At 41.8% G+C, this 20,635-nt stretch carries 21 protein-coding genes and 2 tRNA genes; 16 read left to right on the forward strand and 7 right to left on the reverse strand.

The window, feature by feature from the left end; genetic code table 11:
* The first annotated feature begins 335 nt into the window (after positions 1 to 335).
* The 5 genes from rpsF (at position 336) to OQX61_RS06080 (ending at position 3,353) form a co-directional block, all read left to right on the forward strand.
* Positions 336 to 698, forward strand: coding sequence for a 30S ribosomal protein S6 (rpsF, locus tag OQX61_RS06060; RefSeq protein ID WP_062550348.1), 363 nt, complete (start codon positions 336 to 338; stop codon positions 696 to 698).
* Positions 698 to 961, forward strand: a complete 264-nt coding sequence (rpsR, locus tag OQX61_RS06065) for a 30S ribosomal protein S18 (RefSeq protein WP_008244392.1) — start codon at positions 698 to 700, stop codon at positions 959 to 961. Before rpsF ends, rpsR begins: the two co-directional genes overlap by 1 nt.
* Positions 962 to 971: 10 nt before the next feature.
* Positions 972 to 1,415 (forward strand): 50S ribosomal protein L9, encoded by a 444-nt coding sequence (gene rplI, locus OQX61_RS06070; RefSeq protein ID WP_265840761.1) that lies wholly within the window; start codon positions 972 to 974, stop codon positions 1,413 to 1,415.
* A gap of 110 nt (positions 1,416 to 1,525) precedes the next feature.
* Positions 1,526 to 2,248 (forward strand): monofunctional biosynthetic peptidoglycan transglycosylase, encoded by a 723-nt coding sequence (mtgA, locus tag OQX61_RS06075; protein ID WP_265840762.1) that lies wholly within the window; start codon positions 1,526 to 1,528, stop codon positions 2,246 to 2,248.
* 76 nt (positions 2,249 to 2,324) lie between these two features.
* Positions 2,325 to 3,353 carry an isoaspartyl peptidase/L-asparaginase gene (locus tag OQX61_RS06080; RefSeq protein ID WP_265840763.1) on the forward strand — a complete coding sequence of 343 codons (1,029 nt, stop codon included), beginning with the start codon at positions 2,325 to 2,327 and terminating at the stop codon, positions 3,351 to 3,353.
* Between the two features lie 54 nt (positions 3,354 to 3,407).
* Here the strand turns inward: OQX61_RS06080 and OQX61_RS06085 are convergent, their stop codons facing one another.
* On the reverse strand, positions 3,408 to 3,887 hold the full coding sequence (locus OQX61_RS06085; RefSeq protein ID WP_265840764.1) for an ABC transporter ATPase: 480 nt from the start codon (positions 3,885 to 3,887) through the stop codon (positions 3,408 to 3,410).
* 48 nt (positions 3,888 to 3,935) lie between these two features.
* Here OQX61_RS06085 and OQX61_RS06090 point away from each other — a divergent pair, with 48 nt between their 5' ends.
* A complete protein-coding gene (locus tag OQX61_RS06090; RefSeq protein ID WP_265840765.1) occupies positions 3,936 to 4,421 on the forward strand; it encodes a hypothetical protein in 486 nt (161 codons plus the stop codon).
* Here OQX61_RS06090 and OQX61_RS06095 read toward each other — a convergent pair.
* From OQX61_RS06095 to OQX61_RS06105, 3 genes are read right to left on the reverse strand one after another with little or no spacing between them, the layout of a single operon-like run.
* The gene (locus tag OQX61_RS06095; RefSeq protein WP_265840766.1) at positions 4,387 to 5,184 is read right to left on the reverse strand and encodes an MBL fold metallo-hydrolase; all 798 of its coding nucleotides are present in this window, start codon (positions 5,182 to 5,184) and stop codon (positions 4,387 to 4,389) included. The two genes, OQX61_RS06090 and OQX61_RS06095, sit on opposite strands and share 35 nt — an antisense overlap.
* Positions 5,174 to 5,974 carry a (Fe-S)-binding protein gene (locus OQX61_RS06100; RefSeq protein WP_265840767.1) on the reverse strand — a complete coding sequence of 267 codons (801 nt, stop codon included), beginning with the start codon at positions 5,972 to 5,974 and terminating at the stop codon, positions 5,174 to 5,176. Before OQX61_RS06100 ends, OQX61_RS06095 begins: the two co-directional genes overlap by 11 nt.
* Positions 5,975 to 6,004: 30 nt before the next feature.
* Complete coding sequence (locus tag OQX61_RS06105) at positions 6,005 to 7,300, reverse strand: 4Fe-4S dicluster domain-containing protein (RefSeq protein WP_265840768.1); 1,296 nt, start codon at positions 7,298 to 7,300, stop codon at positions 6,005 to 6,007.
* 175 nt (positions 7,301 to 7,475) lie between these two features.
* On the opposite strand from OQX61_RS06105, the gene OQX61_RS06110 reads away from it, so the two are divergent.
* The 4 genes from OQX61_RS06110 to OQX61_RS06125 all read left to right on the forward strand — a co-directional run bounded on the left by OQX61_RS06110 (position 7,476) and on the right by OQX61_RS06125 (position 10,322).
* A tRNA-Phe gene (locus tag OQX61_RS06110) sits at positions 7,476 to 7,548 on the forward strand.
* A gap of 429 nt (positions 7,549 to 7,977) precedes the next feature.
* Positions 7,978 to 8,050: transfer RNA gene (locus tag OQX61_RS06115), tRNA-Phe, on the forward strand.
* 145 nt (positions 8,051 to 8,195) lie between these two features.
* On the forward strand, positions 8,196 to 9,227 hold the full coding sequence (locus tag OQX61_RS06120; protein ID WP_265840769.1) for a LacI family DNA-binding transcriptional regulator: 1,032 nt from the start codon (positions 8,196 to 8,198) through the stop codon (positions 9,225 to 9,227).
* Positions 9,228 to 9,314: 87 nt separating this feature from the next.
* Positions 9,315 to 10,322 carry an LLM class flavin-dependent oxidoreductase gene (locus OQX61_RS06125; RefSeq protein ID WP_265840770.1) on the forward strand — a complete coding sequence of 336 codons (1,008 nt, stop codon included), beginning with the start codon at positions 9,315 to 9,317 and terminating at the stop codon, positions 10,320 to 10,322.
* 182 nt (positions 10,323 to 10,504) lie between these two features.
* Here OQX61_RS06125 and OQX61_RS06130 read toward each other — a convergent pair whose 3' ends face one another.
* Positions 10,505 to 11,413: a hypothetical protein gene (locus OQX61_RS06130; protein ID WP_265840771.1), complete on the reverse strand. Its 909-nt coding sequence runs from the start codon at positions 11,411 to 11,413 to the stop codon at positions 10,505 to 10,507.
* A 1-nt stretch (position 11,414) separates the two neighbouring features.
* Entirely contained in the window at positions 11,415 to 11,576 is a 162-nt protein-coding gene (locus tag OQX61_RS06135; RefSeq protein WP_265840772.1) for a hypothetical protein, read from the reverse strand.
* Positions 11,577 to 11,692: 116 nt separating this feature from the next.
* On the opposite strand from OQX61_RS06135, the gene OQX61_RS06140 reads away from it, so the two are divergent.
* Positions 11,693 to 12,145 carry a DsrE family protein gene (locus tag OQX61_RS06140; RefSeq protein ID WP_265840773.1) on the forward strand — a complete coding sequence of 151 codons (453 nt, stop codon included), beginning with the start codon at positions 11,693 to 11,695 and terminating at the stop codon, positions 12,143 to 12,145.
* Positions 12,146 to 12,333: 188 nt separating this feature from the next.
* On the opposite strand, the gene OQX61_RS06145 is transcribed toward OQX61_RS06140, so the two are convergent.
* Positions 12,334 to 12,600, reverse strand: coding sequence for a hypothetical protein (locus tag OQX61_RS06145; protein ID WP_265840774.1), 267 nt, complete (start codon positions 12,598 to 12,600; stop codon positions 12,334 to 12,336).
* Positions 12,601 to 12,702: 102 nt separating this feature from the next.
* Between OQX61_RS06145 and OQX61_RS06150 the strand changes: the two genes are divergently transcribed.
* From OQX61_RS06150 to OQX61_RS06170, 5 genes are all read left to right on the forward strand, one after another.
* Positions 12,703 to 14,094: a TolC family protein gene (locus OQX61_RS06150; RefSeq protein ID WP_265840775.1), complete on the forward strand. Its 1,392-nt coding sequence runs from the start codon at positions 12,703 to 12,705 to the stop codon at positions 14,092 to 14,094.
* A gap of 6 nt (positions 14,095 to 14,100) precedes the next feature.
* Positions 14,101 to 17,277, forward strand: coding sequence for an efflux RND transporter permease subunit (locus tag OQX61_RS06155; protein ID WP_265840776.1), 3,177 nt, complete (start codon positions 14,101 to 14,103; stop codon positions 17,275 to 17,277).
* Positions 17,278 to 17,373: 96 nt separating this feature from the next.
* A complete protein-coding gene (locus tag OQX61_RS06160; protein WP_265840777.1) occupies positions 17,374 to 18,561 on the forward strand; it encodes an efflux RND transporter periplasmic adaptor subunit in 1,188 nt (395 codons plus the stop codon).
* 186 nt (positions 18,562 to 18,747) lie between these two features.
* Entirely contained in the window at positions 18,748 to 19,332 is a 585-nt protein-coding gene (locus tag OQX61_RS06165; RefSeq protein ID WP_265840778.1) for a sigma-70 family RNA polymerase sigma factor, read from the forward strand.
* A gap of 215 nt (positions 19,333 to 19,547) precedes the next feature.
* Positions 19,548 to 20,558, forward strand: coding sequence for a FecR domain-containing protein (locus tag OQX61_RS06170; protein ID WP_265840779.1), 1,011 nt, complete (start codon positions 19,548 to 19,550; stop codon positions 20,556 to 20,558).
* Positions 20,559 to 20,635: the final 77 nt, after the last annotated feature.

The following is a 20,635-nucleotide window of genomic DNA, read 5'->3' on the forward strand; positions in this document are numbered from 1 at the left end:
TGGAGGAGAAGGGATTTGTTGGAAAATAAAATGAACAAGTACTGAGACTTAGATTATTATGTTTTTTAAAGTCAGGGGTTAAAATCGTGTTTTTGGGACAACTTATCGAGGTTACATTTATAATCTGTGCTGGCTGCATTACTCAATCCTTGTCATGACCGATCAGCAATCTCTGGTTAACCGACCTTTTTAACAGGTATCTTTCGGACTTCAGTTTAGGATATCCAGCTAATTATCTGCTGACTACCGGATAAGGCATTTGATTTTTAATAATTTATTGCTACATTTGCGTCCCCGTATTTAATGCGGGAAATAAACATAAATTAATCATAACAATGAATCAGTACGAAACTGTTATCGTTCTAACCCCGTTGTTATCAGAAGAGGTTGCTAAAGAGGCATTAGCCAAATTCAGCAAAATCATCACTGATAGCGGAGCCGAGATTGTTCAAGAGGACAATTGGGGTTTGAGAAAATTAGCGTATCCGATTGAAAAGAAAGCAAGCGGATTCTTCCACCTTACAGAGTATAAATCTTCAGGTGAATTAGTAAGTAAATTGGAATTAGAACTAAAACGTGATGAGCGTGTTCTACGTTTCCTTACCATTAGATTAGATCGTCATGCGGTTGCGTATAATGAGAAGAAACGCAGTGGTGCTTTTAACAAAAAACCTAAGAAAGAGGAGGTTGCAGGATAATGGCTAAAGATCAAATACAATATGTTACTGCTCCAAAAGTGGACGATAACAGAAAAAAATATTGCCGTTTCAAAAAGAACGGAATTAAATATATTGATTACAAAGACGCAAACTTTTTGTTAAAGTTCATCAATGATCAAGGTAAAATTTTACCTCGCCGTTTAACCGGTACTTCATTGAAATTCCAACGCAAAGTGGCACAAGCGGTAAAACGCTCACGTCATATTGGTTTGTTACCTTTTGTTGCTGACCAATTAAAATAGGAGCTGAGAAATGGAAATTATTTTAAAACAAGATATCAAATCCCTAGGGGAGAAAGACGATATCGTTAATGTAAAGCCAGGATACGGTCGTAACTACTTAATCCCACAAGGATTTGGTCAGTTGGCTACTCCTTCAGCGAAAAAAGTATTAGCAGAAAACTTGAAACAAGCTGCTTTTAAACAAGATAAAATTAAGAAAGATGCTGATGGTATCGCTGCACGTTTAGTAGATGTGAAGTTAACTATCGGTGCTAAAGCTGGTGAAACAGGAAAGATTTTTGGTGCAGTAAACACTATCATGATTTCTGACGCATTAAAACAACAAGGTTTTGATGTTGATCGTCGCCGTATTACTTTCGAAACTGAGCCTAAATTTGTTGGTGAATATATCGCTAACTTAAACTTACACAAAGAAGTGAAAGTTAAAGTTCCTTTCGCAGTAGTAGCTGAGTAATCTTATCTACACGATATAAAAAAGGGTTCTGATTCATCAGAGCCCTTTTTTTATTGCCATTTTTTCCAACCAACAGATATGGAATTGCCCAATCTTATTACCTTTGGGTAATGGCAACAAAGAAACGTACTCCCAATAAAACTAAATCCCCTTTATTTAAAAAGATTACCAGCATCATCACCAAAGTATTCCTGTGGTTTTTGATGGTTTCTGTACTGTGGGTGCTGTTTTACCGCTTTGTGAATCCGCCTATCACCTTATTAATGGTCCAAAGGAATATTGAGCGTAAAGCTGCCGGTAAGCCTTATAAAATGGAAAAGGACTGGGTGGACTTTGACGAGATTTCCGACAATATGAAAAGAGCTGCGGTATCTGCCGAAGATCAGCTTTTTCTGAAACATATCGGTTTTGATGTTAAAGCTATAGAAAAAGCCTTTGCTGGTAATAAGAAAGGCAAAAAGATCAAAGGAGGGAGTACCATTTCTCAGCAAACCGCAAAAAATGTATTCCTATGGCCTGGCCGTTCCTGGGTTCGTAAAGGTTTTGAAGCTTACTTTACCCTACTCATTGAAATTTTGTGGAGTAAAGAACGAATTCTGGAAGTTTACCTCAATGTAATAGAGATGGGGGATGGGATTTATGGTGCAGAAGCAGCCTCACAGGCTTATTACGGAAAGTCTTGCCGGAAATTGAGCAGAGCACAGGCCGCATTGATCGCAGCTTGCTTCCCTAATCCAATCCGCTGGTCCCCAAAACACGCTACACCTTATATTCGCCATAGACAATACCTGATCATGAAGAACATGCGCAGGTTAGGTCCACTTGATTTTTAGACTGTCTTTGCCGTCATAAAATACCAGAGGTGCTATAAATTACCATGTGAATCACCCATTAAATACGTTAATAAACATGAAGAGATTTAAAACAAACTACCTGTTATCCTGCTTACTGCTCCTTTTTTGCAGTACAGTTTATGGACAACAGAAATATGTAATGGTGATTCATGGCGGTGCTGGAACCATCCTGAAAAAGAACATGACCCCGGAAAAGGAAGCAGCTTATATAGCGGATTTAACCAAATCACTACGGGCCGGTTATGAAGCCATTAAATCGGGTAAATCAAGTCTGGATGCAGTAGAAACAGCCATTCATGTGATGGAAGATTCCCCTTTATTCAATGCAGGAAAAGGGGCTGTGTTTACCCATGATGGCAGAAATGAAATGGATGCTGCAGTAATGGATGGCAAAACATTGATGGCCGGTGCAGTTGCCGGCGTAACCGTCATTAAAAATCCGATCAGTGCTGCAAGAGCAGTGATGGAGAAATCTGAGCATGTCATGATGGTAGGGCCTGGTGCCGAAGCTTTCGCAAAACAAGCGAAATTAGAAATTGTAGACCCAAAATATTTCTTCACCAAAGAACGTTGGGAAGGCTTAGAAAAAGCCATTCAACAGGATTCTGTAAAGACGGTGCTGGATCATGGCAATAAGAAGACAGAGAAATTAGGTACTCTGAACAAAGACTATAAATTCGGTACCGTTGGTGCTGTAGCCCTGGATAAAGCAGGGAATCTTGCTGCCGGAACTTCTACAGGTGGCATGACCAATAAAAAATACGGCAGGGTAGGAGATTCTCCTATTATAGGCGCAGGTACTTATGCGAACAATGCTACTGCAGGAATTTCATGTACCGGTTGGGGAGAGTTCTACATCAGAAATGTGGTAGCCTATGATATTTCAGCCATGATGGAATATAAAAAGATGACCGTGGCCGAGGCTTCAAAGGCAGCAATGGAAAAGGTCGGTAAAATGGGTGGTGATGGTGGTTTAATTGCGATGGATCAGCAAGGACATGTCGCTATGCCTTTCAATACCGCAGGCATGTATCGTGGTACCGTTACTGCGGATGGAAAAATAGAAGTATTCATCTATAAATAAAAAACCACCCGTTAATTAAAACCGGGTGGTGGATCATTATATTTTATTTGTTGGTTATAGCAAGTGTGCAAACACCTTGCTATGCCAGCTTTGTTCAAAAGGAACTTCCCATTTCGTTTGGAATTCTTCCAGAGTCTGTACCATATTGTTGAAAACAATCGTCTCCGGAGTGACCTTCTTAATACTCACCAGTGTTTCAAAATCTTCTTTATTGGTTACAATGATCTGATCTTCGATCTTATAAGCCATGTTGAACCTGTTGAAAAGATCAATCCCGTATTCCTGTTCGATTTCTTTTACTACCCTTACGGAAGCATCAATAGAACATCCCGTTGCGCCTGCATTGGCTTCATCTACTGTAAATACAATAAAGAAGTTATAAAGTACGGATGCTTTGGCTGCTAACTGATGGCCATGCGCTTTCCATTGTGCCGTAAAATCATTCAGTTTTTGCTGAATGGTATTGGCTTCAGTTTCCGTAAATGGACGGTTGCTTTGGTATACCCAAACTTTTGATTGTGGAGAAAAAGACATACCTCAAATTTAGTAATTTATTTAAATTGATTTCTCTAAAACGTGATCATGATGAAAAAGTTTACATTAAACTTGAAAATATGCCTCTGGGTATTATCATGCCTGATTTTTATGGCTTTCAAGGTGCAATCCTTTCTGGATGAGGAACTTGTTTATCTTCAGAAAAAGCTGACTGAGTTGTACGACCATACTGCGGAAAATCAGGAAGTCACGCGGTACGAACTTAATGTTACCAACAGTGGGTTCTGTCGTTATAAACGTTTTTTTGCCAGCGGAAAAGTGGAGTATTTCTCTTTTAACCTCATGAAATTTAAAAGTTTAGATTATGCCGGGACGGACACCACAGGAAGGTTGTTTTTCCTCACCAAAGGCGAGGATGTAATCGTACAAACGTATAATGATAAAAAGGATGGAGATGTAGACAGCATGGCTTCTTTTATGGTCATCCCCACCAAAAAAATCGAAGCACAGGATTTATCAGAACTCTCCTCGCGGCTGATTAAAATGAACCAACAGCTACAGGTTCAGAAATAGTGTATACTGGGGTTTCTACATACCTGGAGGCCACAATAATCTCTGTCTCCCTGGCGTGTTCCTTAAACAGGTTAGCTACCAGATCCGGACAGTTATTATCTTTTGAAAGATGTGAAAGGAGTAAGTGACTCATGAACGCGGGTTTATGCGCTGTAAACAACTCCAATGCCTGTTTGTTGGACAAGTGACCTCTTCCTCCGCTGATTCTTTGCTTTAGGAAATAAGGATAAGCGCTTTTACTCAATAAATCATCATCGTAATTAGCTTCCAGAAAAGCAGCATGACACTTTTGAAAATAATGCGTCAACTGTTCACAAACGGCTCCAAGATCCGTAAAGACACCGATATTAGTCTCCCCATAGGAAACCATAAAGCTATAAGGTTCCGAAGCATCATGTATTTTAGGGAAACCAATGATGGATAGGTTTCCCACAACAATAGCCTGATGAGCTGGTAAAGGTCTGATTAAATCGGTTCTAAGGTCAAACTTACAGCCATTTAAAGTGCCTGTGGTAAGGTACACCGGTAAATTGAACTTTTTAGAAATCACGGACAGCCCTTTGATATGGTCGGTATGCTCATGAGAAATAAAAATCGCTCTCACTTTATCCATGCTCAAACCTAATCTTGACATTCTCTTTTCTGTCTCCCGGCAAGATAGTCCGGCATCTACAAGAATCGCATCCTCGTCGTTGCCCACATAATAGCAATTGCCATTACTGCCTGAATTTAAAGAGGCAATAGAAAGTTGATTATAAGCCATTCGCTCTGGCCGTGATTTCTGCAATGTCTAACACCTGTACATTTTTATCCTGATCTTTCATTTTAACGCCATCACTAAGCATGGTCATGCAGAAAGGACAAGAAGCTGCAATTACCTGTGGCTGGGTTTCCAAAGCCTCTTCAATTCTTTCGATATTGATGTCTTTATTTCCTTTTTCAGGCTCTTTGAACATCTGTGCACCACCGGCACCACAGCATAATCCATTAGACTTACAGCGTTTCATTTCCACCAATTGTGCATCAAGCACTTCCAGTGCCTTACGTGGGGCCTCATATACATCGTTTCCACGACCTAAATAGCAAGGGTCATGGTAAGTGATCTTTTTACCTTTGAAACTCTCTCCGCCTTCTGCTTTGAGTTTTCCATCGTTGATCAGGTCCTGTATCAGTTGAGTATGGTGAATCACTTCGTAACTACCACCTAATCCCGGGTACTCGTTTTTAATGGTATTGAAGCAATGCGGGCATCCGGTTACAATCTTTTTGATATTGTAGCCATTCAGGACCTCTATATTGGTCATGGCCTGCATCTGGAACAGGAATTCATTCCCTGCGCGTTTCGCCGGATCTCCGGTACAACTTTCTTCCGTTCCCAGAACGGCATATTTGATACCTACATGGTGTAGGATTTTACATATATCACGAGTGGTCTTTTGCGCTCTTTCATCATAACTACCTGCACAACCTACCCAAAAAAGGATTTCCGGTTCTTCGCCTTTCGCTATCATTTCTGCCATTGTAGGCACTTCAAAATTTAGTTGCTCGCTCATCTTAGCTCAATATCAGATTTAATATTTTGATTAACTTTCTTTGGCCCAGTTCAACCTGTCTGCCGGAGAGTATTTCCATGGTGCACCATTGTTTTCAATGTTACCCAGCATGGCATTGATGCTGGCCGGAGCCTGCGACTCTTCCATCACTGCATATCTTCTCAGTTCGGTAATGATAGACAATGGGTCAATGTTGATTGGACAGGCTTGTGTACAGGCATTACAGCTAGTACAGGCCCATATTTCTTCTCTGCTGATATACGAGTCAATCAATGACTTTCCATCATCAAACCCGTTTCCGGTTTTATCTATATTTTTTCCTACTTCCTCTAAACGGTCGCGGGTATCCATCATGATTTTTCTTGGAGACAATAACTTTCCGGTGATGTTTGCCGGACATACCGAAGTACATCTGCCACATTCAGTACAGGTATATGCATTCATCAGGTTCACCCAGCTCAGATCGTTCACATCTTTAGCGCCAAACTTACCTGCCTCAGCTTCCGGAGGGCTGAATGAAGGATCCAGCATTGCTTTGACCTCATTGGTAACACTCTGCATATTGGTGAATTCCCCCTTAGGCTCCAGATTGGAGAAATAAGTATTTGGAAAAGCAAACAGGATATGGAAGTGTTTCGAGTAGGGTAGGTAATTCAGGAAGGCTAAAATTCCGATGATGTGGAACCACCAGCAGCCTCTTTCTATTGCAATAAGCGCTCCTTCCGAATTCGGTAAAAGGTTAGAGAGGTATTGGCTCACCGGAAAAGATCCTGCTGCCGTATAATGTGAGGCACCCATAGCCTGTAATTTTGTATCTGCTGCGTTCATTAATAAGAAGGCAGTCATCAATAAGATCTCTGTGATCAGGATATAGTTGGCATCAGATCTGGGCCAGCTGGTCATTTCGACACCACTGAATCTTTTTAATTTGAGCACGTTTCTTCGGATCAGGAACACCACGCAGCCCAGCCATACGCCTAAAGCCAGGATTTCAAAAGAACCAATTAAGAAGTTGTAGACAGGACCAAGACCACCAAAAATCCGGTGAGTACCGAAAACTCCGTCGATCATGATCTCTAATACTTCAATATTGATGATGATGAAGCCTGCGTAGACGATTAAATGGAGAAATGCAGGAACCGGACGGAAGAACATTTTTGTTTGTCCGAGGGCTACTTTGACCATCGTCATGAACCTTTTTTGAGGTTGATCAGTTCGGTCTGCCGCTTTTCCTATGCGGATGTTGCGGATCACTTTCTTTAAATTATAACTGAACAAGGCTACTGCTGCCAGCGTGATTGCTATAAATAGGATTTGTAACACCATTTTTCTGATTCTGATATAGTGTTGCTAAGTTAAAAGAAATACCGCAAAACAAATTACTATGCAAGCATAAAAAGCAAGTTTATTGGCTTTTAAATAAAAAAAAGAAGATTTATATTTGATTTACAAAAAAAGATGCTACATTTGCAATCCCAAATAAGGGACAAGATTATTAAACGGTGCGGTAGCTCAGTCGGTAGAGCAAAGGACTGAAAATCCTTGTGTCGCCGGTTCGATCCCGGCCCACACCACTTCAAAAGCTTCAGAGGAATCTGGAGCTTTCTTGTTTTATACCCTTTTCAAATTTCGATTTTAGCTATTTCGGGATTCTCATAAAATATATTGATAGCTTAGGCTGCCTTCGGGATGAGTTCAACAAACGTTCGGGATGTAGTCAGATTTTATGAATCCCTGATAGGTCCTTGTAAATATGGAGCAATCTTAAGTGCAATCCGAACGGATGTCGAACTCATATACAAAGGAAGGTTAAGCCTGAATGAGCAAATCATCTTTTTTTTTAAAAATTCATTATCCAACGGATGCCGCTAGTTTATAAATGGTTAGGCTCATTTTTTTAATTAAAGCCCTATACTTCTTTAAGTATTTTCAAAAAATATTTTGTTTTTCAAAAAAAGACCCTACATTTGCAATCCCAAACAACGGGACAAGATGTTAAAAACGGTGCGGTAGCTCAGTCGGTAGAGCAAAGGACTGAAAATCCTTGTGTCGCCGGTTCGATCCCGGCCCACACCACTTCAAAAGCTTCAGAGAAATCTGGAGCTTTCTTGTTTTATAGATTTTTTTGCGTTATTTATCATAGCCTTAGATTTTATCATTCTTTTCATCCACTGAAATTTGTCATGATAAAAAATAACAGGGGGTTTTAATGATAAATACGATGAGCAAAAAGGTTTCTATTAAAGACATCGCAAAACTGACCAACACTTCCATTACTACTGTTTCATTTGTTTTAAATGGCAAAGGGCATATTAGTAAAGAAATCAGCAAGAAAATTCTGGATACGGCCAAAGAGATAGGTTATGAACCCAATCGGATGGCTATCGGCCTGCGTACCGGCGTGTCTAAAGTGATCGGTCTGGTGGTGGAGAACATTGGCGGTCCTTTTTTCGGCGAAATGAGTAAGGTGATTGAGGCGGAGGCTGAAAAATCCGGCTACCGTATTATTTATTGCAGCACAGATAATAATGTTCAGAAAGGGAAGGATGTGATCCGGATGCTGACGCAACAATTGGTCGACGGCTATATCATTACTCCTTTAAAAGGGTTGGAAGACGAGGTACAGAAACTTATTGATCAGGGTAAGCCTGTGGTGTTGGTGGATGGGTATTTCCCGGAACTAAACATCCCTCATGTATTGGTCGACAATTATAACAGCGTGGATAAAGCGGTCAGTTGTTTTATTACAGGAGGCTATAGGAATATTGGTTTGGTGACCTCAGACCTGGATTTGGTTCAATTGCAGGAACGTTTAATGGGCTATCAAGGTGCATTGAGAAGGAATGGAATAACAGAAGATAAGGAATTGATCTGTAAAGTGCCTTATCTGACGGATAAAGCAGCCGGGATTCAGCAAATTAAATCTTTTATAGCAGCACATCCAGCAATGGACGCAATTCTGTTTACCACTAATTATCTAGGGGTAATGGGCCTTATCAGCGTAAAAGAGCTGGACTTGCGCATTCCTCAGGATCTGGCCTTCATCAGTTTCGATGATACGGAGATTTTTAGTCTTTATCCTCCCGGAATTACCACGATTCAACAGCCGGTTTATCAAATCGCAAAATATGGGATTGATCTTTTACTCGCCCAAATAAAAGGAAATCCGTTGGATATGGTCTCCACAACGAAATTACAGATTTCATCAAATCTTATAGAGAGGGGCTCTACGCTCGCAAAGGATGAGGCTTAAACTCCACTTGTGAATTGAAAGTCATAACACACAAGTCAGCTGATATCGGAAGCAATTTGGTTGTACTTTTGTGTCTATTTAATTCACATGAAGAAAGAACTGACTTCCATTCCATATTCAGTATTGGATCTGGCGACTGTTATAGAGGGGAAAACTCCTGCTGATACTTTTAAAAATAGTGCAGACCTTGCGCAACATGCGGAAAGCTGGGGCTATCACCGATACTGGTTAGCCGAACATCACAATATGATTAGTGTGGCAAGTTCTGCCACTTCTGTAGTGATCGGACATATTGCGGGTGCAACCAAGACGATCAGAGTAGGTTCTGGTGGGATTATGCTGCCTAACCATTCTCCATTGGTGATTGCTGAGCAGTTTGGTACGCTGGAATCTTTATATCCGGGTAGAATTGACCTCGGATTAGGAAGAGCGCCTGGTACAGATCAGGTTACCGCAATGGCGATTCGTGGCGAAAGAATGAATGCTGCCAATAGCTTTCCTCAGGATGTATTGAAACTTCAGGCTTATTTTTCTGCGGAAAACTGTAATAGCACTGTTAGAGCAATTCCCGGCGAAGGTTTAGATATACCGATCTGGATCCTTGGTTCCAGTACCGATAGTGCCCGTTTGGCTGCTGCACTAGGCTTACCATATGCTTTTGCGAGTCATTTTGCCCCCGCACAGTTCATGACGGCCATTCAGATTTACAGACAAAACTTTAAACCTTCGGAGTATTTAAAAGAACCTTACGTATTGGCTTGCGTTAATGTGGTGGCTGCGGATACTGATGCAGAAGCTAATAAAATTGCAACTTCTTTATACCAGTTGTTCAGAGGTATTGTGACTGGCAAACGTATGCTTTTACAGCCTCCTGTCGATAGTATGGATGAAGTGTGGACAGAATATGAAGAGGAGCAGGCCGGACAGATGTTGGCTTGTACTTTTACAGGGACTAAAGAGACAATTGCGAACGATCTTCAGCAGTTTCTCGATCAGACTCAGGTAGACGAGATTATGGCGACTTCTCATATTTACGATCATCAGGCAAGATTGAACTCTTATCAATTGCTTTCGGAAGTGTTTAAAGGTATTTAATTTAAAATCACCATTTACCCGGATAAAAACAGTTCGCAGGGAAGCGTGTTAACACCCGCATAAAAAGAGGTAGGAACTACTCCAGGGCCTTGTCTTAGCCTATCCTCTTTTTATGTGGTTTTTGCTTTTACAGGGATTTTCGCTGAAAAGGGAGTTCCTTTTTGTTTGGATGCCGATGAACTTTAATTAGCATCCTTGAAAAAATAAAGCGTAGTATATGTTTTTCCAGGTAATTGATAAAGGAGCAAAGGTTTTCCGGCAAAGTCGATTTTTTTAAGCTGTGCGGACAGGTTTTCATTGGGATAGCTAATTTTAAAGTCTATTGTTCCCTGGTCGTTTTTTAGCTGGTAATAGAATAGCGGCTCTTTTTGAATCCATCCGCGTAAGCTTCTTTCCGAAGGTTTGAATACCTGATCAGCCCCATTGTCTGCGGCACGATATTCTGAGACAGACTCTGCCGCATTGTACTTGCCTTCGCAATAGGCACAGTCTTTAAAAAAGATTTGATAAACTGTTCCTGATTTTTTCAGGAAGTAGAAGCTCCCTTTATAGTCTTTTCGCTGGAAGCTAAGTAGGGTGTCACCGATTTTTAGCATCTGCTCAAAGGTTTTCATCTCTTTTTCTATAAACTTCCCGTCTTTCCCTGGTTTATCGGTAACTCGTAATTGCTGAATTGGTCGGTATTGATAGGTGTTGTGCTCAAAATATCCTTTACCGGCATAAATATTTTCCAGGTCATCCTGACCAAATAAGCCATCTAATTCCGGTTCGATGATTTCTTTAATCAGGTTTAAGGACTCATCGTAAACTCTGAAATAGTAATTGTCGGCAGGTGATTTTTCTACTGGTCTTACAATCAGGATCAATTTTTTTTTATCTCTGGAAACATAGACACGTCGCACATCTTCTCCTTCCTTACTGAGCTGTTGCAGTTGGGTATTGGCATTTGAAGTATTAAATTCCGGGAAGTACTTTATTTCCGGATGTTTATCCTGCTGGTCTTCATTAGCACAGGAACTGAAGAAAAGCAGTAAAGAGGAGCTGAATAAAAGAAATAAAATAGAAAGGCCGGTGAGTCGTTTAGCAGGCATATTACGTTTTGTTACTTAAAGAAGAGGGGGCTGGTAATAATTCTTCCGGAGGAAGATTTCCTTTAACCAACTCTGTTAATGAATTTATTAAATTATTGATCAGGGCTAACGTTTCCTGATCTGTAAACTTGAATTTATCCAGAATCTTTATTTTGTGGGTCATAACCTATTGGTTTTGTGTATAACAGGCCAAAGATATAAAATCTCCCTGGCTCTGGATTTTGATCCGGCCCATTAAAAAACATATATTGCGATTCTAAATCCTTAACCAAATTCAACATGAGAAATCTCCTTATGATCCTGTCCTTATTTGTATGTAGCGCGTTTTTAACCCCTGCAATGGCTCAAAGTACACCGGTTTTTACTGGTGCAAAAGCAACAAAAAAGCATTATAAAGCTTTATATGTTTTAAACAACGGAGAAGAAAAAAGGATCAATGGCTGCTTACGTAACATAAAAAATGCATTGGAAGATCCCCGCCTGAAAGGTAAACTGGAGGTGGAGCTGATTGTGTTTGGTGATGGCGTAGCTGTTTACAATAAAAATAACAGTTATGAAGCCACATTAAAGGCTTTACAAGCTAAAGGAGTGGTATTAGCACAATGTGAAAACACGTTGAAAGAGCGAAAAATCGATAAATCTGAACTGTTTGATTTCATTAGTTTTGTGCCTTCCGGCAATGGTGAAATTATTCTCCGTCAGGCAGAAGGCTGGGCGATTGTTCACCCTTAACTTTTTTTGTAAGCCTAAAAAAGGCTATGTTTGCAGCACATGCATAAATTAATAAAACCCATAATCGATCAAAATGCCGGCAAAGGTAAGTCTTTGCTGCTATTTGTACTTATGGGCTGTTTTCTACTTTCTGCGTGTGCTGTGAGAAAAGGCCTTCAATCTTTTTTTACGGAAGTTAGCCCTGTCAGTCATACGGCGATGAAGCTCAATAAAATCTTGTCTTCAAGAGATTTACTGACTACAGATATCGCTTTTTCTTGTGCGGTGGCGCTACCTTCCGAAGATGGAAAATCCATTTTTAAGCAGAGCATGATCCAGAAGTCGTCATCGGCCCTGATGTTATTTTTTCTGTTGCCAGCCTTTCTGTTGTCTGTATTGTCTCTTAAGAAAGACAAACTTTCAAGAGTACCTTCAGGTTTGGTTCCTTCCGGTTCTCCGGTTCCCCTGTTTCTCAAAAACAGGCTTTTCCTAATATAGAATCCCGCTGTTCATCTCGCTGGTGTAACTCTTTCTGAGCTTACGCCCAATTACTTTATTTCTACGAATTTTAATTATTGATGATGAAGAAGACTCCTCTTTATTTGACGGGTATGTTGTTGATGCTAACAGGTATCAGCGGATATTCGCAACAGCATAAAGAACTTTCTCTTTCCCGATTGTGGGAATTGACAGCGGATCAATACCCATCGCTAACTGAAAAGCAGGCGAAGATAGGTGAATCCGAATACCGGAAAAAGGAATTGCGCAATGCCGCAATCCCAACGGTTCAATTACAATTACAAAACTCATTAGGCACCTTTGAAGGTACTAGTGGCGCTTTCTTTCCCGTTCCAGGCGTTTTTAATGTGAGTGGAACTGGCGGCACTGGTCAGCAGGAAGCTGGCAGCACCACCATGAACAGTTTCGGTTCTGTATTAATGGACTGGAAAATATCCCAGTTTGGTAAGCAGCAGAAGCAGATCGAGGCTGCGGGTTATGAAGTTCAGGAGGCACAAAGTAATTACGATGCTTCCAAACTGTCACTTCGTGCTAAAACTACCCGACGTTATCTGGAGCTGCTGTATACCAGTTCCGGGAGGGACTGGGCAGATAAAAATGCGGTTCGTGTAAAGGAAATTCTTGACCTGTCGGTGAGTCTGGCAGAGGCTGGATTAAAGCCGGGTGCGGATACTGCATTGGCTGCTGCGGCTTATTTACAGGCCCAGGCACAGCAGGAAGATTGGAACGGAAAGTATCAGGCCGGACAAGTAAACATCAAAGAACTTGCCCCTACATTGGTTGGCGAGCAGGTTGTACCGCTTAAACAGTATATGGGGAAGGTATTTACTTTGGAAAGTCCGGATTCTGTTGCCGCAACGCATCCTTTTCTGCAAGCACTGGACAAACAACTTATGGTTCAGCAGCTGCAAAAAGAGGTGATTGGCAAGAAACAATTGCCTTCGATTTCCTTGCTGGCAGGATATTCTGCACGTGGCACCGGAATTAATTCCGATGGGACAGTGCAAAATAACTATGCATCCGGATTTAACAACGGGGCGCAAAATTACCTTGTTGGTGTTGGACTGAGCTGGAACTTAACCGGCCTGTATACAGGTTCGGTAGAAAAGAAACGTGCTCAAAAGCAAATTGATGCCGCACAATCCAGATATCAGCTACAAAAACTTCAAATGAATACCAGTCTGCAATCAGTGTCTTCCAGGATACAGGCGCAGATTAAGCAGGTAGCGAAAACGGGATCGGCAGTCCACAAAACGACTGATGCCTATGAGCTGTATTTGTCGAGGTATGAGGCCGGGTTGATTAATCTGACGGATCTCCTGCAAATTCAATCTTTATTACAACAGGTAGAGAAAAGCAATATTGAAGTTCATCAGGAGCTATGGACGCAGCTCAATACGAAAGCAGAACTGAGCGGCGATTACAGTTTTCTGTTCAACCAACTTAAATAAGAAACTATGAATATGATCAGGTTTGCGCTAAAAAAACCTTTAACAATAATGGTCGCCGTACTGGCGATTGCCTATTTTTCCTTCACCGCTATCAGGAATATCAATGTAGATATTTTTCCAAAGGTGGAGTTGCCGGTGATTTATATCGCCATGCCTTATGGCGGATTAACCCCTGCTTACATGGATGGCTTTATGGCCAATGAGTTTCAAAAGGTCCTCATTTTTGTATCCGGTGTAAAAGGAATTGACTTTAAAAGTGTGCAGGGATTCACCTTGATGAAGCTGACCTTTTATCCGGGTACGGATATGGCCCAGGCATCAGGAGAACTTGCGGCACAGGTGGCCAGAGCTATGGGTTTCCTGCCCCTCGGGGCAGTGCCTCCGCAGGTCGTCCGGTTTGATGGTAGTTCTCTGCCCATCGGACAATTGGTGTTCGAAAGTACTCAGCGCTCTATTACCGAGTTGCAGACCCTTGCACTAACTAAAATCAGACCGATGTTTGTGACCATTCCAGGCGTAACGGCGCCGGCACCTTTTGGTGGAAATGCCCGTACGATGGTGGTTAAAGTAAATCCGGAACTCATGCTTTCTTACGGTTTATCCGCAGAAGAAGTGACGATGGCCATTGCAAAGAACAACTTTCCTGCACCTGCCGGAAATATAAGAATCGGCGATCAGAATCTGATGAGTCCTTCAAATACCATGGCCACAGGGCCGGAAGAATTTTTGAATATTCCGATTAGAACAGGTTCAGGTACCAACGTATTTGTGAAAGATATTGGTAGTGTAGAGGATGCGGCAGATGTAACCACAGGATATGCGGTCATTAATGGCAAGCGCTCCGTTTACCTTCCTGTCATTAAAAAAGCGGATGCTTCTACGATTAAAGTCGTAGAAAACCTAAAGGCTTCTATCCCTAAATTGAAAGCGGCATTACCGGAAGATGTAGATGTAAAATATGTATTTGACCAATCGGGTTATATTGAACGCTCTTTAGAAAACCTGATTCATGAAGGGGTTTTAGGGGCGATATTGACCGGATTAATGGTATTCCTGTTTCTTGGGGATTCCAGGGGTGCCTTAATTGTGGTACTGACGATCCCGATTGCGATCCTTTCGGCAGTGATTATGCTCTATATGTTTGGGCAAACCATCAATGTGATGACGCTCAGTGGACTGGCGCTCGCCATCGGGATTCTGGTGGATGAAGCCACAGTAACCATAGAAAATATACACCAGCATTTTGAAATGGAAAAGCCCAAACAAAGGGCCATTCTGGATGCCTTATTAGAGATTTCTATTCCTAAAATCTTAATCCTTTTCTGTATTCTTGCGGTATTGATCCCTTCTTTTATGATGACGGGAATTCCAAGAGATATGTTTATGCCATTGTCGCTGGCTGTTGCCTTTGCGATGATTGCTTCTTTTATCGCTTCGCAGACTTTTGTGCCTATTCTGGCAAACTGGCTAATGAAGCCGGAGCTTTTTCAACACCGTAAGATTAGTCTTCACAAGAAGAAACTGACCAGGTTTGAAAAGTTTAAGCGTCGTTATCTGATACTGATTCGTGCCGGACAGCAGCGCATGGTTGCGGTGATTGGCGTGTACGCTTTCCTGGTTCTGGTGATGATCGGAATTTCCGGTAAACAGATTGGTACGGACATTATGCCGGCAAGTAATAGCGGGGATATTCAGATTCGTATGTTGGCTCCGGAAGGTAGCAGACTCGAGATTACCGAAGATTATCTGGCAAAGCTGACCAACATTGTGAAGGCACAAATGCCGGAAGGTTCTGTGAAAATCAGCTCTGCATTTGTGGGAATGCAGCCTTCTGCGATGGCTATTAACCCGATTTTCCTTTTCACCAGTGCATCACATGAAGCGGTATTGCAATTGTCGGTTGATCAAAAGATCTATGACAAGGCAATTGCCGGATTAAAAGAACAGATTAGAAAAGAAGTAGGTAAACAATTGCCGGAGCTTCGCATTAGTTTCGAGCCGATGGAGTTGGTGGAGAAAATTATGAGCCAGGGGGCAATGAACCCGGTGCAGATTAAGGTTGCCGCCGGACAAGTAAAAGGTGCAGAGAAATATGCGCTAAAGATTGAAAAAGAATTGAAAAACATTCCTTTCTTGAGAGACGTACGGATTGCAGAACCGCTCAATTATCCAAGTGTACAAATTAATGTAAACCGGGAATTGGCAGCGCAATTTGGTTTGAGTATGGATGATGTGAGTAAAGCTTTAACCATGGCAACTTCCTCGACGAGGTTTACCAATAAAAATCTTTGGGTAGATCCGAAGTCTGGTCTGGTATTCCAGGTCCAGGTTCAGGTGCCGGAACCGGATATGGAATCTTTGGATAAGCTGCGTTCTTTGCCGCTTAAATCTGGACAACCGCGTCCGGTATTGGAAGATGTGGCCACATTGGAGATGGTAAAATTACCGGCACAAGTGAACCGTCAGGGGCCAAACAGGTATGTAACCGTATTGGCAAATATGCACGATGCAGATTTAGGAGCGGCTTCCAAAGCTGTAGAGGACGTTTTGAAGAAGGTTGGAGAGGCGCCTAGAGGTGTGATTGTGAGCTCAGAAGGTTTGATGCCTTTACTGGAAGAAACCTTGTCTGGATTACAAACCGGACTGGCAGTAGCCATTGTGGTGATCTTCCTGATGTTAACCGCTTATTATCAGTCTTTCGCTTTGTCGGGATTGATCCTTGCGGTCGTTCCTGCGGTGATTGGTGGCAGTTTGCTGATGTTACTGGCTTCGGGAAGTACGCTAAATCTTCAATCTTATATGGGGATTATCATGTCGGTTGGGGTGTCTGTATCTAATGCGGTGCTGATGATCAATCAGGCAGAAGTAAACCGGCTTAAGCATGGCATGACCGTAAGACAGGCTGCAATACTGGCCGCTTCTTCGCGTTTACGTCCGATCATTATGACTACGATGGCGATGATTGCCGGAATGGTGCCTATGGCGATTGGTATGGGAGAAGGGGGAGAGCAAATTGCTCCGTTGGGACAAGCAGTAATCGGTGGCTTAATCTTATCTACCTGTACTGCCTTGCTGGTTTTACCGCAGCTTTTTGTGCTCGTAATGAAAAATAAAAGTACAGATAGCCTCAGCCTTGATCCTGATGATCCGATGAATAAAAACGTATTAACTTCTGCTTTATAATTCTCAATCACGAAACTGTCATCAGCATACCGCTTACAAATAGCAATGAATATGCTGGTGATAGCTTCATAACCACTGATAAATAAACGTATTCCAATGAAAAGTATTTCTTTAAAAAGCTATAAATATACCCTGTTGTTATGCATCCCTATGGCATTAACAGCATGTTCTACCGGACAATCAAAGGAGAACACTGAGGGGAAGGTCGGTACTGAAAAGTCAGTCGCTGATAAATCCGGAAGCGATGCTGCCGGGAAAGCCGATGGTGCTGGCGGAGTAAAAGGTGATGGGACAGGAAAAGATGCTAATGGGGCTGAAACGGGCTTTGTTAAACCGCTGTTAGAACAACCGGTGTACCAGCTTTCGTTGCCGGGAGAACTAAAACCTTACGAAGAGGTGTTGGTGTATCCAAAAGTAAAAGGGTTTGTGAAGAAAATCTTCGTAGACCGTGGGACAAAGGTGAAAAAAGGGCAGTTGCTGGCGGTGCTGGAAGCTCCTGAAATCGCCCAGCGTTACCAGTCGGCTAAGTCTGATGAGCGAAAATCTTATGAAGATTATTTGTACAGTCGCCAGAGTTATGACCGTTTAAAGAAAGCGGCAGGTAAATCGGGTGCGGTGGCAGCCATTGAGTTGGATAAGGCCTTCAGTAAGCTAAGAAGTGACAGCGCAGCCTATGCGGCGATCAAATCTAACACCCGCATATCTGATCAGTTGCAGCAATACTTAAACCTCAGAGCCCCATTTGATGGTACGGTGATGGATAAAAATGTATCTGTGGGTGCATTGGTTGGAGAGAACAGTACAACTCCTTTGTTTTCGATTGTTCAGAATGACCGCCTCAGGTTAACAGTTGCGATCCCTGAGAAACACAGCCGCGCGATCTCAAAAGACACAAAAGCTTCCTTTACAGTGAGCGCTTTGCCGGGCAAGGTGTTCCATGCTTCTTTGTCCAGAAACGCGGCTTTTTTACAGCAAAAGCTGAGGTCGGTGACGGCTGAATTTGATGTGGCTAACAAAGACGGACAATTGGGTGGCGGAGAGTATGCACAGGTAAACCTGGACATGCGCAGACCGGAAGCTACTTTCTGGTTACCGGCTACTGCAGTAGTGCAGGCACAATCAGGCGTGTTTGTGGTGAAACTGGAAGACCAGCTGATTAAAAGAGTTCCGGTTATGATTGGAACGCGTAAAGGTGCATTGATGGAAGTTTTTGGCGACTTAAATGTCAATGACCAGATCTTTAAGAAGGGTAGCGAAGAACTGAAAGAAGCCGAAAAGCCATAAACAGTTGTTTAAATATTTCTTTAAATCGCGGGGAAACCCGCGATTTAATTGATCCCGTCTAAAATTAGTTGCACATACTTTACAATTTATTATACATAGCACAAAATACTTATTCCTTAACTACACTTTTTGTTTTTTTTATGTTAGATTCGTTTTTCAACAACTAACCAAATTTCTAACCAGACTGTGAACGCTAACCATTCAACTTCGGACGATGGACTTATGCTGCGCCTTAGGCAAGGCGATGAGCTGGCTTTTACAGAAATTTACAATCGCTACTGGGATAAACTCTATTACATTGCGCATAAGCTTTTGAAAGATCAGGAAGCAGCAGAAGGAATTGTTCAGGATGTTTTCCTGATGATCTGGAAAAAAAGAGAAGACCTGAATATGGATTGTATCCCGTCTTATCTTGCAGCGATGACCCGTTATGCGGTGTTCCGTTACCTCTCCAAAGAGAAACGCTCGAAACAACAGGAAAATATTGTGGGCCTCTTAACGGCCAATGCCACCTCAGAAATTGACATCGACCACAAAATACTTTTAGAGATTATTACCGAGTTGTCCAATAAGTTACCAGAAAAATGCCGCCTGGTATTTCAGTACAATAAATTGCAGGATCAGTCTCTTGCGGAGGTTGCTGCCCAACTTAACATGTCTCAAAAAACCGCAGAAGCTCACCTGACTAAGGCGCTTCGCATCATCAGGTCCAACGTTGGCGACGTCCTTAATTTTCTAATCGTTTTGTATACGATGACCATATTCCGTTAACCTCCTCCAATTTTTAATTCATCATTTTCTTTCCATCCGGCCCTGATTTTTCCAATCAACTTGATTTCGGGTCTTTTGATTTTTCCTTAATTCCCCACCTTTTTGCAAAAAAAAATACACAAAATCTAATACTGTTTTAAAATATATTTTTTTTAGACTAAGGGTCTTTTATTCCCATCAGACTCTATAAGAGAAATTAGGATTATTAAATTCAGATGAATAAGAACGAACTGAAACGATTGGCACAAAAATATCTCGCCGGAGAAGCTAGTGCTGAAGAAAAAGCACTGCTTAATCAATGGTATGATGATGCTGCTGATCAGGGATGGTTAGAAAAAGTCGAGACTAAAACACCGGAAAGCGAAGACGAGGTTAAAGAAAGACTTTTTGAAAATCTGAAAAGTAAAGGTTTCCTGAACAAGGAGTCCCTGGAAACTCCGGTTAAAAAGCATTTTATACTCCGTACCCTAATATTTAGAGTAACCACAGCTGCTGCGGTATTGGCACTGGTGTTTTTTGGCTGGCAGTTGGGTACAGAGCAGCTCGGTCAGGTAGACAAGAAAATGGTGAATGTTCCGGGAAATAAAATCATGGAGATCCTTTTACCTGATGGGTCTAAAGTATGGCTCAGTTCCGGTTCTGTATTCAAATACCCGAAAAAGTTTAATAAAGAAAACCGCATGGTAGAGCTGGTTGATGGACGCGCTTTCTTTGAGGTAAAACATAAAAACGGTCAGCCCTTTGTTGTGAAAACCAGCAACCTGAATGTAGTTGTGCTCGGTACTTCATTTGATGTTCGCGCTTACAAAAAAGAAGGTAGTACAAAAGTAAGTGTAGTGACGGGTAAAGTTGGTGTCACTATGACGGGAGCAGTTAAAAAGCCGGCCATCATGTTGTTGCCAAAGCAACAAGTGGTATTGAGTGAGATTAAAAATAACCTGATTAAGGCAACAGCACCTGAAATTGCGGTAAATGCCTGGTGCAGAAGTAAACTGGTATTTGAGCAGGAGACTTTAGGGAATGTCTTTTCTGTTCTGGAAAAGAAATATAACATTAAAATCATTACAGAAGATAAATCATTGTTGGATGAAAAGATCTCGATAACACTTGGAGATCAGCATTTATCAGTGATCATGGATATTTTAGGATTTACAAAACATTTTAAATACAAAATCGCCGATGACAGTATAACGATTAAGAGTACCTCCTCCTTAGCAGCTAAGTAAGGAAACCGGGGACAAAGATGCCCCCGGAATTAGATTAGCCACTGTGTACATGCTTGAGACCCATAGACAGTAGGCTT

The organism is Pedobacter sp. PLR (assembly GCF_026239675.1).
In the GTDB taxonomy this organism is placed as follows: Bacteria; Bacteroidota; Bacteroidia; order Sphingobacteriales; family Sphingobacteriaceae; genus Pedobacter.